Annotated in this window: 11 protein-coding genes; 4 read left to right on the top strand and 7 right to left on the bottom strand. The window is 32.4% G+C overall.

Going from position 1 to position 13,926, the window contains the following annotated elements:
• Positions 1 to 81: 81 nt before the first annotated feature.
• Positions 82 to 1,449: a TIGR01777 family oxidoreductase gene (locus DEFDS_RS03905; protein WP_041223602.1), complete on the top strand. Its 1,368-nt coding sequence runs from the start codon at positions 82 to 84 to the stop codon at positions 1,447 to 1,449.
• Between the two features lie 157 nt (positions 1,450 to 1,606).
• Here the strand turns inward: DEFDS_RS03905 and hcp are convergent, their stop codons facing one another.
• Positions 1,607 to 3,238 (bottom strand): hydroxylamine reductase, encoded by a 1,632-nt coding sequence (gene hcp / locus DEFDS_RS03900; protein WP_013007502.1) that lies wholly within the window; start codon positions 3,236 to 3,238, stop codon positions 1,607 to 1,609.
• Positions 3,239 to 3,361: 123 nt separating this feature from the next.
• On the opposite strand from hcp, the gene DEFDS_RS03895 reads away from it, so the two are divergent.
• From DEFDS_RS03895 to DEFDS_RS03885, 3 genes are read left to right on the top strand one after another with little or no spacing between them, the layout of a single operon-like run.
• Positions 3,362 to 3,976 (top strand): LysE/ArgO family amino acid transporter, encoded by a 615-nt coding sequence (locus tag DEFDS_RS03895; protein ID WP_013007501.1) that lies wholly within the window; start codon positions 3,362 to 3,364, stop codon positions 3,974 to 3,976.
• A 33-nt stretch (positions 3,977 to 4,009) separates the two neighbouring features.
• Positions 4,010 to 5,077, top strand: coding sequence for a carboxylate-amine ligase (locus DEFDS_RS03890; RefSeq protein ID WP_013007500.1), 1,068 nt, complete (start codon positions 4,010 to 4,012; stop codon positions 5,075 to 5,077).
• A complete protein-coding gene (locus DEFDS_RS03885; protein WP_013007499.1) occupies positions 5,074 to 6,594 on the top strand; it encodes a gamma-glutamyltransferase in 1,521 nt (506 codons plus the stop codon). The genes DEFDS_RS03890 and DEFDS_RS03885 overlap by 4 nt, the downstream gene beginning before the upstream one ends.
• Before the next feature lie 3 nt (positions 6,595 to 6,597).
• Here the strand turns inward: DEFDS_RS03885 and DEFDS_RS03880 are convergent, their stop codons facing one another.
• The 6 genes from DEFDS_RS03880 to DEFDS_RS03855 are packed head-to-tail and all read right to left on the bottom strand — an operon-like array spanning position 6,598 to position 13,891.
• Positions 6,598 to 7,932: a TRAP transporter large permease gene (locus tag DEFDS_RS03880; protein WP_013007498.1), complete on the bottom strand. Its 1,335-nt coding sequence runs from the start codon at positions 7,930 to 7,932 to the stop codon at positions 6,598 to 6,600.
• Positions 7,929 to 8,420, bottom strand: coding sequence for a TRAP transporter small permease subunit (locus DEFDS_RS03875; protein WP_013007497.1), 492 nt, complete (start codon positions 8,418 to 8,420; stop codon positions 7,929 to 7,931). Before DEFDS_RS03875 ends, DEFDS_RS03880 begins: the two co-directional genes overlap by 4 nt.
• Entirely contained in the window at positions 8,417 to 9,394 is a 978-nt protein-coding gene (locus tag DEFDS_RS03870) for a TRAP transporter substrate-binding protein (protein WP_013007496.1), read from the bottom strand. Before DEFDS_RS03870 ends, DEFDS_RS03875 begins: the two co-directional genes overlap by 4 nt.
• Positions 9,395 to 9,443: 49 nt before the next feature.
• A complete protein-coding gene (locus DEFDS_RS03865) occupies positions 9,444 to 11,009 on the bottom strand; it encodes a hydantoinase B/oxoprolinase family protein (RefSeq protein ID WP_013007495.1) in 1,566 nt (521 codons plus the stop codon).
• A 9-nt stretch (positions 11,010 to 11,018) separates the two neighbouring features.
• A complete protein-coding gene (locus DEFDS_RS03860; protein WP_013007494.1) occupies positions 11,019 to 12,986 on the bottom strand; it encodes a hydantoinase/oxoprolinase family protein in 1,968 nt (655 codons plus the stop codon).
• Positions 12,986 to 13,891 (bottom strand): hypothetical protein, encoded by a 906-nt coding sequence (locus tag DEFDS_RS03855; protein ID WP_013007493.1) that lies wholly within the window; start codon positions 13,889 to 13,891, stop codon positions 12,986 to 12,988. Before DEFDS_RS03855 ends, DEFDS_RS03860 begins: the two co-directional genes overlap by 1 nt.
• Positions 13,892 to 13,926: the final 35 nt, after the last annotated feature.

Genomic DNA, 13,926 nt, shown 5'->3' with positions numbered 1-13,926 from the left:
AGACATATGTCTATAATAATATTTTAGTCAGTAAATGTAAATAACAATTGACTAAATAAAATGTTATATTACGTTACTAACATGAATTTATTTGTAAAAAGATATATAATAAATTATAATATTAAAAAAGTTTTTAGTTATTTTACACGACCAGGCATTTTAAATAGACTAATCCCCCCTTATAAAAATATTTTTGTATTAAAACAAGAGGGGATTGCAACTGACTCAATTACAGAATTACAAATAAAAGAATTCCTTTTTAAATTAAAATGGATATCAAAACATATTGATTACAAGGGATACGAATACTTTACCGATAAACAGATCAAAGGCCCATTTAAGGAATTTATACATTTTCACAAATTTAACAAAATAGATGAGAATAAAACAGAGCTTATTGATGAAATAAGATTTAGTCTGCCTTTTGAACCATTTTCTAAACCTTTTAAAAAGTATATTTTAGCAGATTTAGATAAAATGCTAAATTATAGGTATCAGGTTATTGAAAACGACCTTGATATAGAAGAAAAATACAAAATAACCAAAAAAAATATCGTTATTACTGGAAGCTCAGGTGTATTGGGAAACTACCTATTTAACTATTTATCATCCCTTGGTCACAATGTGGTTAGAATTAGACGTGATAAAAAAGACAAAAACTCCATTTTATGGGATCTGAATAATCACTACCTGAGTAGTTGTTTAAACTGTGCTGATATAGTCATACATCTTGCTGGTGAACCAATTTTAGAAGGGAAATGGACTGAAGAGAAAAAAAAGAGAATTATTGAGAGCAGAGTTGAAACAACAAAATTTTTAGCAGAAAAAATTTCGAAGATGAAAAATCCTCCAGAGTTATTCATTTCTGCATCAGCAATCGGATTTTATGGTAATAGAGGAGACGAAACTTTAACAGAAAACAGTGAAAGTGGTTCAGGTTTTCTACCCATTGTTTGCAAAAAATGGGAAGAAGCTACAGAACCCGCCATGAAAAAAGGGGTTAGAACAGCGATTTTAAGAATAGGCGTGACTCTGACTCCTACTGGTGGTGCTCTTAAAAACTTCTTAGATGTATTCAGATTTAAAATTTCACCTATCTTTAGCAAAGATGATGTATGGTTAAGTTGGATTTCGCCAGATGACATTGCTTATTCCATTATACATATTATAGCAAATGAAAATCTTTCTGGTCCGATAAATATAGTCTCCCCAAATCCTATTAAAATGAATCAGTTAATTATACAGCTAAAAACACTACTCAATCCAAAAATAAACTTAAAAGTCCCAGAAAAAATTATCAAACTTATTCTAAAAGAAAAAGCTGAAGAGATACTTTTTTCAAGCACAAGGGTTTATCCTGAAAAACTGATTAATTCTGGATTTGAGTTTAAATATCCAAATATTGACAATGCATTAAAACATGTACTTGGATTTGAGATAAAAGAGTAGTGCCAGAAGAATATCTGGCACTATATAATTTAAATTCTCAGATTGCTTCGCTAAAGCTCGCAATGACGGCAATTTCCGGTCATTGCGAGGCAACAAAAGTTGCCGAAGCAATCTCATAATTATTATCAATACATTAGCCTGTTACACAACATTTCAATTACTTACCTTGTAACATCAACTCAATATCAGTATCTGGATCACCGATAGGTTTGATGTCAAAGTTTTCAACAAGCACTTTTGCTACATTTGGTGAAAGAAAAGCTGGCAAAACTGGCCCAAGCCTTATCCCTTTTACACCAAGTGCGAGAAGAGCAAGCAACACTGCAACAGCTTTTTGCTCATACCATGCAATATCATAAGATATTGGCAACTCATTAATATCATTTAGCCCAAAAGCCTCTTTCAATTTGAGAGCAATATAAGCTAAAGAGTAGCTGTCGTTACACTGGCCAGCATCAAGAATTCTAGGGATTCCATCAATATCCCCAAGATCAAGCATATTGTATCTATACTTAGCACAACCTGCAGTCAAAATAACAGTATCCTTTGGTAATTTTTTAGCAACTTCAGTATAATATTCGCGAGCTTTTAATCTACCATCACAACCAGCCATTACGATAAATCTTTTAATTTTACCAGATTTAACAGCTTCAATAACTTTATCAGCTACCTGCATAACCTGCTCATGAGCAAAACCTATAGTTATGTATTTGCCCTCTTTAGGGGTTAATCCACCCATTGCTTTTGCTTTTTCGATTACAGGTGTAAAATCTTTTGGTTTTCCATCAACTCTATTTGGTATATGAGGTACACCAGGCCATCCAACTAAACCTGTTGTAAAAAGTCTATCAAAGTAAGAATCTTTTGGTGGCACAATACAGTTAGTAGTAAACAAAATTGGGCCATTAAATTCTGGAAATTCATGAATTTGGTTATACCAAGCAGTACCAAAATTACCCTTTAAATGTTTATACTTTTTCAACTCTGGATATGCATGAGCTGGAAGCATCTCACCATGAGTATAGACATTTACACCTGTACCTTCTGTCTGTTTTAAAAGCTCTTCTAAGTCAAGAAGGTCATGACCACTCACAAGGATACCTGGCCCTTCATATAATCCAGTGTAAACCTGAGTAATCTCTGGGTTGCCGTATCTTGAAGTATTTGCTTTATCAAGAAGTTCCATTGTCTTAACTGCAGTATTACCTGCCTCCATCACAAGATTAACAAGCTCATCAACTGTAATATCTTTTCTAAGTGTCTCACTTAATGCAAAATTTACAAAGTCAAAGATTTCATCACTTTTATGCTGCAACACATAAGCATGATCAGCATAAGCAGCAATCCCTTTTAGACCATAAACAAGTAATTCTTTCAATGACCTGATATCCTCATTTGCCTCAGCAAGCACACCAACCGCTGTTCCTTTTGCAAGCATATCATCTTTGCCGTTTACTTTAAAGGTTACTGCATCAGGCAGTGCACCTTCAGGCTTAACTTTTTCTAATAAATTATCTCTGATTTCAAGTGCACGATTTACATAATCCACAAACCTTTGTGGGTCAAAGTTTACATTTGTCACTGTTGCAAAAAGAGCCTCTAAAACAAACAAAGATGCTTCTTCATCTTTGATCCCTTTCTTTTTACCTTCATTGAGAAGATAACCTATCCCTTTAGTTGCATAAATGAGAAGATCTTGCAAAGTAGCAACTTCATCATTTTTACCACATACACCTTTTACTGTACAACCTTGTTGCTTTAAAGCTTCACTACACTGATAACAAAACATATAACCACCTCCATTTAGTGTTCTTGATTGCTAATATATTTATTATAACATAAAAATCTTTGATTACAGTCAAAAAAATAACTTTTTATAGAAAAAGAATAATTTCTATAATATAAAATAGATATGTCATTTGTTTTTTCAACTGCCCTGATTGATGGATTTAGTTTAGGATTTTCGTTGATTATGGCAATTGGGGCACAAAACGCCTTTTTAATAAAAAATGGTTTACTAAAAAATCATATATTTCTAATCTGTTTTATATGCGCCGTGTCAGATGCTTTACTTATATTTACAGGAATTTCTAGCATAGGATTTTTGATTGATAAACACCCTGTATTAATAACCTTTACTAAATATTTTGGGGTAATTTTTATTTCTTTTTATGGATTTATGAATCTATATTCTGCAATTGCCAAAAATGAAGCACTTTCTTTAAATAATTATAAAAATCAAACCTTTAAAAAAACTGTTTTTATGACATTGGCTTTTACCTTTTTAAACCCACATGTTTATTTAGACACTGTATTATTGTTAGGATCAATTTCTGCTCAATATGGAAAATATAAATATATTTTTGGTATTGGTGCTTCATTAGCATCTTTTATATTTTTCTATTCTCTTGGATACGGCTCCAAACTTTTGGCACCCATACTTACAAAACCAAAAATCTGGAAAATAATAGAATTTTCGATAGGTATCTTGATGCTGTTTATTGCAGCTAAAATTTATTTTATGTGATTGAATTTTTATTTAAAATTGTTATAATTTGGTATGGACTTTAGTTTTAAGAAATGTTCAAGTTTAAACATCGGGATAGAATTAGAACTTTTCATTGTTGATTCTACAACCTATAATCTCAAAAGAGTCAGAGACAAAATATTAGCAGAACTTCCACAAGAAGATAGGCAATATATTAAAAAAGAATACTTCCAATCAATTATAGAAATAGTCTCACCTGTTTTTAAGAGTCTTGATGAAATTGCCCCATTTTTTGATAACGTTTTTCAAAAACTCAAAACTGTAGCAAAAAAGCATGATGCAAAAATTATAGGTCTTGGGACTCACCCTTTTGCAAAAATCACAGATGCAAAACCTACACCTGATAAAAGATATGAAAAATTAAAAAACGAATTACAGATGGTATTAGATAGATTTTTGATATTTGGTATGCATATACATATTGGACTACCTGATGAGGCAGCAGCTGTGAATGTCCACAACCATACTTTAAAATATATGCCCTTAATGCTGGCACTTTCTACCTCATCGCCATTTTTTGAAGGCAAAAACACTGGATTACACTCTTATAGAAGTCTCATTTTTGAAAACTTACCCAGAGGTGGTGTTCCAGAGTACTTAGAAAATTATGAGGACTTCATCTATTCAACAAAACTTTTATACAATCACAGTTTCATAGAAAAATATAACGATTTATGGTGGGATGTGAGAATAAGACCTGATTATGGGACTGTTGAGCTTAGAATATGTGATAGTACAAATGATGTTAATCGAATAATTGCAATAACTGCACTCTATTATCTTATTGCCAAAAATTTTTACAATAAAAAGTGTGAAAAATTATTTTATCCAATCTTAAAGCAAAACAAATGGAATGCTATAAGATACTCATTAGATGGCAGTTTCATTTTGGAAGATAAAAAAGTAAAAATAAACACCTTAATCAAAACTCTTATTGAAAAATATAGTGATACTATTAATAACAAGTATTTACAACTTATTAATGATTATGCAGAAAATAATAGTATTTCATACAAATTGTTAGAAAATTACAATAAGTTTAATAACCTTTTAAATCTGTGCAAATTAGGTGAGATATGAAAAGATTTTTTTGTGCCGTTTCTGCTGGTGATTATCACACAATGCAATCTGCAATAAATACTTTAGAAAAAGGTGGGAATGCCTTTGATGCGGCAGTATCATCTTTTTTTACAGCTTGTTTAGCAGAATTACCCCTCACAAGCCCTGCTGGTGGAGGCTACCTCACATATTTTGACGCAAAAACAAAAGATGTCAAATATTATGATTTTTTCGTAAATGTTCCATCAAAAAATACAAAAGAGAAAAACTTTTACCCAGTAAATGTTGATTTTAAATCTGCTGTGCAAACCTTTCATGTAGGTTATGCTTCCACAGCTGTTCCTGGAAATCTTGCTGGTATTTTGACAGTTCATCAAGAAAAGGGGTGTTTACCTTTATCAGATTGTCTTGAATACCCCATAAAACTTGCTGAACAAGGGTTTTATATAAGCCCTTTTATCTCTTATGTGATAAATGACCTATTAGCCCCTATTTTTTTAGCAACCGAGGAAAGTAAAAAGCAATTTGTCATAAATGGAACATTACTAAATGATAAAACCTTTTTTAAAAACTTTGAATATGCAAATTTCCTTAAAACACTTATCAAAAAAGGGGTAGATGTTTTTTATAACGGGGAAATAGCTGATCAAATAGAATCGATTTACAATAAAAATGGGGGCTTGTTGCAAAAATCTGATTTAATGAATTATTCTGTTGAGCATAACACTCCTTTAACCATAAGTTTAGATGGCTATGAGCTACATCTTCCTTTTAAATCATCAATAGGAGGGATGTTATTATATTTTTCATTTAAGTTTTTAGAAAAGTATAATCATATTTCTAAAAATTCCCTTTCAGATTTAGTAGAAGTAATCAAAGAAACATCTCTGTATAGAAATTCTTTTTTCAAAGAAGAAAATTTGGATCTATTTATAAATATTTCAAAAGAAAAGTATATAGATTTTATTAACAGATATTTGTATAGTAAAAAGGACTTAGGGAATACAACACATTTTAGTATTGTTGACAAAGATCACAATGCTGTAAGCTGCACCACAAGTAATGGTGAAGGCTGTGGTGTTGTTATCTCAAACACTGGTTTTATGATGAACAATATGCTAGGAGAAGAAGATTTAAACTTTTTCGGCTTTTTCAACTGGCCAAAAAATAAAAGGTTATTTTCCATGATGAGCCCCACGATAATTACAAAAAATGGAGAATTTTATTTAGCACTTGGCAGTGCAGGAAGTAATAGAATTAGAAGCGCTATTTTAAATACTATTTACAACTTTATAATAAAAAAATTATCGCTGGATAAAAGTATAAATTCACCAAGAATCCATTTTGAAAACAATATAGTTTATTATGAGCAAGGTTTTCCAAGAGAATTTATAAAAGAGGTTGAAGAGCAGTATGATACAGTAAAATTTGATGAGTTTAATATGTATTTCGGCGGAGTTCACGCTGCAGGCAAAGACTTTGCTGCTTCTGATACAAGAAGGAATGGTCATCACAAAGTAATAAAACATTCATCATGAAACTTACCTAATCATATGATTAGGTAAATATTCAACTATCTGAGGAAACATAGTTATAAGTATAACCATAAGAATCATTATCATAAAAAATGGAAAAGTAGCTCTTAAAATAGTAGAAATATCCTCACCTGAAATCCCCTGTATTACAAAAAGACTAAAACCCACAGGAGGTGTAATTTGAGCTAATTCCACCATAAAAACTAAAAATATACCAAACCATAAAGGGTCAAACCCAGCCATAGTTACTATAGGTAAAACAATCGGTAAAGTCATGACTACCATAGAGATCCCATCCAATATCATACCGAGAAATATATACATCAATCCCACAACAAATATTAACACATAGGGGGATAGATTAAGACTTGCAATATATTCACTTAATGCCCTTGCTATGCCTACAAAACCCACCACTTGAGAAAGAAAAGCAGCACCCATAATTATAAAAGAGATCATACATGTAGTTTTTACTGCATTTAAAAGGGATGTTTTAAAATTTTCCCATGTTAAATTTTTAAACAAAATGGCAAGTAAATAAGACCCTATTACACCTATTGCAGCAGCTTCTGTTGGGGTTGTAAAACCTAAATAAATACCTCCCAATACTATAAATATCAAAAATATTACAGGTAAAATCTCCTTAGATTGCATTAACTTGTCTTTAAAGGAGTATTTTTCATCATCTTTTGGAACAACATTAGGTTTGATAAGTGTAACTATTATAATATAGGTAGAATACATCCCTGCAAGTAACAGCCCTGGCAAAATACCACCTATAAAAAGCTTCCCTATAGAAGTATCAGACAAGACACCATAAATAATCATAATCAAACTTGGTGGTATTAAAAAACCGAGTGTACCAGCTCCTGCAAGCGATCCTAAAGCTAATCTTTTATCATAACCTCTTTTTGTCAATTCATGTAATGTTATTTGACCAACTGTTGCAGTAGTAGCAGCACTAGATCCAGATACCGCAGCAAAAAGTGAACAAGCAAAAACATTTATGTGAAGCAATTTTCCTGGTACTTTAGTAAGCCAAGGTAAAAGCCCATTTAATAATTTTGTTGAAATAGCTGTTCTATAAAGGATTTCACCCATCAAAATAAAAAGGGGTAATGCAGTTAAAGACCAAGAATCTAAACTGTTCCAAACAGAATTGGCTATCAAATCCCCAATTTTACTCCAAATAGAAATTGTAGGAGGTAAATTAAATTTGTATAAAAGCATACCTGAAATTGCAGCAGCAAACAAAGAAAACCCTATCCACAAACCACTCAATAAAAATAAAAACATAATACCAAACATAACAATCGACAACAATAATGGATCAGAAATCATTCATCTTCCTCATACTTGAATTTTTTTATTATCTCTGCAATTACCTGTAAAATAAATATAAAATAGCCCAAAGGTAAGGCAATTTGAGGTAAATATAACGGTGTTTCTGCAATTGTATCAGCCCTCATATCTAAAGAGTAAGTATCATAAACCATCTTAAAAGAATAATATAACGAAAATATTAAAATAGCTAAAGCTATAAATAAGATAACAATTTCGAGATATCGTTGTGTTTTTTTCTTTAATCTTGAAGTTATAATTGTAATTTTAATATGCCCCTTTTCTTTGAAAGTATAAGACAACCCTAACATTACAACAAAAACAAACATATAAGCACTGTATTCATCAGTAATTAATGTAGATTTATTAAATATTGCACGCAAAAATATTTCTATAACAATAAGTAATACTATCAAAATCATAAATATGGCAGAGAATACGGCACCGATATTCGATGCCGTATCTATTATTTTTAGAACTTTCTTCATTTAATATATTTCTCCAAAACAGCTCTTTCTTTAGATTTTGCTTTACTCATAAACTCATCAATAATTTTCTTAGCTGCTTTATCCATAGCTTTTTCAAGCTCAGGTGTTGGATTGTTTATAATCATTCCATGCTCTTCTAAAACTTTTGCTGCAGAAAAATATCTATCTTTTGAGTTTTTCCACTGCATTTCTTCTATCTCTTTTGCAGCTTTAAGCATAGCTTTCTGCTGCTCTTTTGATAAAGCTTTCCAATAATCCAAATTGATTGTTACCATATTGAGAGGGAAAGCATAATAAATATTTGTAAAATATTTCAATACTTCCCAGAATTTACCATTTTTTGCAGATTCAGTGGAAGTTAACACTGAATCAATTACACCAGTTCTTAGAGATGAGTAAACCTCTCCCCATGGCATTGATACAGGGGACCCACCAAGCTCTCTCAAAAACTTTGCACCGTTCTTATCGTAAGTCCTTGTTTTAAGCCCTTTTAAATCAGCAACACTTTTTATTTCCTTTTTTGTAACCAAACCACTTGGTGGCCATGGCGCAGCATACAAAAACTTTTGATTCCATTTCAATGCTGCTTTCTCATAAAGCGGCTTACAGTCTTCATATAAAGCTCTTGCTTCTTTAAAGTTTGAAACAAGTCTTGGTAATGAACTAATTCCAAAAACATGTTCACTACCTGCAACAACACCCATCAGAATATCAGACATAGGCACTTGTGCGTCCTTAACTGCTTTTAAAAGCTCTGGGCCCTTAAATCCCAAACTTCCACCTGGATGAACAACTATTTTTACAGAACCATTGGTATACTTTTCCACCAGTTTTGCAAATTTCATTGCACCCTGAGTGTGAAAGCTAGTTGGGCCATAAATAGCATTAAGATTAAGTGTAAAGTTTTGAGCAAAAGCAAAAACTGACAAAGATAAAAATGCTAAAATTGACACTAAAAGTTTTCTTACTCCCATAGTAAACTCCCTTCTCTATTTTTTGTGGGCTCATCCACCCACTAATTCCCTATTTACTTTTACCAAAGCCGCCACCACCTGGCGTTTCTATCCTAATTATATCACCTTTTTTCAGGTTTATATTAAATTTGCCTGGAATTTCTCTTTTTTCACCATTAGAAATAACAATGTTTGCACCACACTTTCCAGGCTCTCCTCCATTTAAACCGTATGGGCTAAAAATTCTTCTCTCTGTAAGCATCGTCACTTCGGCATCATTTAACAACCTGATCTGCCTTATAATCCCATCACCACCTCTATACTTACCCTGTCCTCCAGAGTTTTTTCTAATACTATACTCTTCAACCATCATAGGATATGTAAATTCCAGAGCTTCAATCGGTGTATTTAAAGTATTTGTCATATGAGAATGCACTGCAGATTCTCCATTTGCAAAACTGCTTGCTCCCATACCACCACCAATGGTTTCGTAATAAGTAAATGGTTGGCCACTTTTCTCATCAATCCCACCAATTGTAATATTATTCATAGTCCCTTGGCTTGCTGCAGGTATTTCATTTGGTAACGCTCTTGATAATGCTCCCAACAGCACATCAACAATTCTTTGAGAAGTTTCCACATTACCGCCAGCGACACTGGCAGGAAATTTTGCATCGACTATGCTACCTTTACGAGTTTTTAGCTTTATCGGTCTTAAAAGCCCTGCATTTGTGGGGATATCATCCTTTATCAAAGACCTAAATACATACAAAACTGCAGACAAAGTAATTGAATAAACAGCATTGATGCTACCTTTTACCTGGTCATCACTTTCTGTAAAATCCACTACCACTTTGTCATTATCTACAATCAGCTTAACTGCAATTTTAATTTTCTCTTTTTCAATACCATCATCATCCATAAAATCTTCAAACTTATAAACTCCATCGGGGATAATTTTTATTCTATTTTTTAATATCTTTTCTGAATAATCCATCATCCCTTTTGCGTACTCCTTTACCATTTGAAGCCCATAACTATTAACTAACTCTTCAATCCTTTTTATACCGGTTATATTAGCCATAATTTGTGCTGTAAAATCCCCCTCTCTTTCATAAGGGGTTCTCACATTATTTAGAAGAAATTTCATCAAAGGCTCAACCACCTCACCTTTCTCAACAATTTTAAGAGGTGGTATAATTAAACCTTCTTGAAAAATTGAGGTAGATAGTGGCATTGAGCCTGCAGTCATACCACCGATATCAGCATGATGAGCCCTATTTGCAACAAAAAATTGAGGTTTATCTTCTCCTAAAAAAACTGGTGCAACTATTGTTACATCTGGCAAATGAGTGCCACCTTTATAAGGGTCATTTAAAATAACCATGTCGCCATCTTTCAAATTTACATTTTCTATAGCTGATTTCACACTCATAGGCATAGAGCCAAGATGAACTGGGATATGTGCAGCCTGAGCAATCATATCACCATTTTCATCAAATAGTGCACATGAGAAGTCTCTTCTCTCTTTTATATTTGGTGAAAAAGCTGTTCTATTTAATGTAACTCCCATCTCCTCTGATATTGAAATAAATCTATTTTTAAAAACTTCTAATAATATAGGATTTAATTTCATAACCTCACCTCAAACATGAATTATCAAGTTTTCAAAAGCATCCACCTCAACTGTTGCCTCAGGTGGTATTACTATTGTTGAAGAATATTCGATAACTATAGCTGGCCCATCGAATTTATTACCATACAAAAGTAAATCCCTATCAATGACTTTAGACTTAACAGTTTTACCACCAAAAATAACATCAGTTTCACTTAATATGGCATTTTTATCAATATCTGCTACTTTAGTAGCTTTCTTTTCAAATTTCGGTTTTTCCATTTTACCTCTTGCTCTAAGTCTTAAATTTACTATTTCAATCGGTTTTTCATAATTTGCATACCCATACAATCTCTTATGATATTCATGAAAAGTATTTACATAATCTTCCGTAAATGGAACGATAATCTCATAAGATTGCCCTAAATACCTCATATCCAAATACAACTCTAATGATATATTTTCTCGCTCTACCCCCTCATTCAACAGGTCATTTATCCCTTGCTCTTTTAAATCTGCAAAATATGTTTTCAATTCATTAAAGCTTAATGCTTCTTTCAACATCACTGTCTTTGAATAATCCTTTATTATGTCTGATAAAATCATCCCTATTGCAGATAAAATACCTGGATTTCTAGGAACAAATACTCTTGGGATATGAAGTAGTTTAGCTAAAAATGCAGCATGCATCCCTCCTGCACCACCAAAGGAGAAAAGTGTAAAATCTGATGGGTTATACCCTCTCTCTACAGAAATTACCCTAATCGCTCTTTCCATATTTGTATTGGCAACTTCTAAAACCCCTTCTGCAAGCTCCACTGTGGTCAAACCAAACTCTTTGGATAGCTTGTCAAAATAAAAGTTTAGCTTTTCTCTATCAAGTTTCATCGCTCCACCAAGAAAGTGGTCAGGGATAAGTCTTCCAAGATAAAGGTTTGCATCTGTAACTGTAATCTGCTCCCCTTTACCATAGCAAATAGGTCCAGGATCAGCACCTGCGCTTATCGGCCCCACTCTCAGAGCACCACCATCATCTTTATAAGCAATTGAGCCACCACCTGCACCAACCGTATGGATATCTATCATAGGAACTTTTACAGGGAATCCATCTATTTCAGATTCTACTGTTAAAGGCAACTCTCCATTAATAAGTGCCACATCTGTAGAGGTTCCACCCATATCAAATGTAATTAGTTTGTCAAAACCTGCCATTTTCCCTATTTCAAATGCCCCAACAGCTCCACCAGCAGGACCAGAAAGAATAGTCCTAACAGATTCACTCATTGCCACTTCTGCAGAAATTACCCCTCCATTTGACTGCATTATTCTGAGCTTGCTCCCCTCAGTTAAATTATCTTTTATATGACTTATATATCTATCCATTTTAGGTGATACATAAGCATTTATTACTGTAGTTGATAACCTTTCATACTCTCTAAACTCAGGTAAAATCTCTGATGATAGGCAACAATGAAAACCTTTTTCTCTAAGATAATCTCCTACAATCTTTTCATGTTTTCTATTCAAAAATGAAAATAAAAAGCATACAGCCACAGATTCTGCTTCCGCAATCTTTAGTTTTTCAGCAATCTCTTCAAGCTGTAATAAATCCACCTCTTTCAGAACTTCACCATTTGAATTAACCCTGCAGTCCAAACCAAATCTCATAGTCGATGACACAAGTGGCTTATTTTTTTGATAGTATAAGTCATAAAGCTTTTTCCTATTTTGTCTGCCTATATCTATCACATCTTCAAAACCTTTATTTGTTATCAATGCAGTATTTGCACCCTTCTTTTCTAAAATTGCGTTTGTAGCAACTGTAGAGCCATGTGTAATATTCCCAGGTTTACCCTCAAGAATATAATCAAGCCCCTTTAAAACAGCTTCAGCAGGGTTATGTGGAGTAGATAGTAATTTATATACCCCCCATTTCCCATCTTTTTTATAAATAAAATCTGTAAAAGTACCACCTGTATCAACGCCTACAATAATCATCAAAACCTCCTACTCTCAATTACATCTTTGAGCATTTTTATGCCTTCTTCATCGTGAAATCTTGAATAAACAACTAAATTTTTTACCTTATTAAAAAGGTTCTTATTCGTATCGTAGATCTGTTTCAAAGTGAGTACATATTTAGCATCTTTAATTAAATTTTGAATTTTTGTTTTTTCTTCAATAGAAACAAATATTAACGCATTGAATTTTCTCATTAAAGAACTGTAAGATCTTTCAAATCTCCTCTTCATCTCATCATTAATTGTTATCACTAAAATTATATCACTCGTACTTACCTTATCAAAATTTATCAAAGTATCTATTGGTGGAGTAATTTTCAAAGGGAAGATTTTTGCATTACAATTATTAACCTCTTCCAATCTTTTTAAACAGTAATAAGTTGTAATTATTATACAATTATCAAAACTACATTCTTTTAGCCTATTCACAGCATCAGGCAATAAAAGTGGGATTACCTCTCTTTGCAACTGCTCTTCTAATTCTCTTCTACCTACAAACAAATTATAATACTCTTCATCAACATAATAGATATCCCCAGAATCTTGTTCTAATAGAGCATGATTGAAACAGAAAAACACTTCATCACTATTTAAACCACTATTTATTATTTTGTTTATAACCTTTGATAATTCCCCTTGATAAAGTAATAAATTTTTTCTTTTGTATAAAAACTCTTTGTTGATACAAAACCCCTTCCCTTTTACAGCAACAAAATAACCCTTTGATTTCAATTCAGAAAAAACGCTTTTTACAGTATTAATATTGACATCTAACTCATTAGCTATCCACTGAAGCTGATAAAACTGGTTTTCAACACCAAAAAAGAATATTTCTAATAGCTTTAATTTAACTATTGCTGATTTAGTGTAGTTTTCTAACATGTTTTATTAATAAAATCCTGTTTCAAAATTATCAA

Source organism: Deferribacter desulfuricans SSM1, assembly GCF_000010985.1.
Lineage (GTDB): Bacteria > Chrysiogenota > Deferribacteres > Deferribacterales > Deferribacteraceae > Deferribacter > Deferribacter desulfuricans.
Note: the sequence above shows the minus strand (reverse complement) of the source record. Positions and strands in the feature narration are given on the sequence as shown.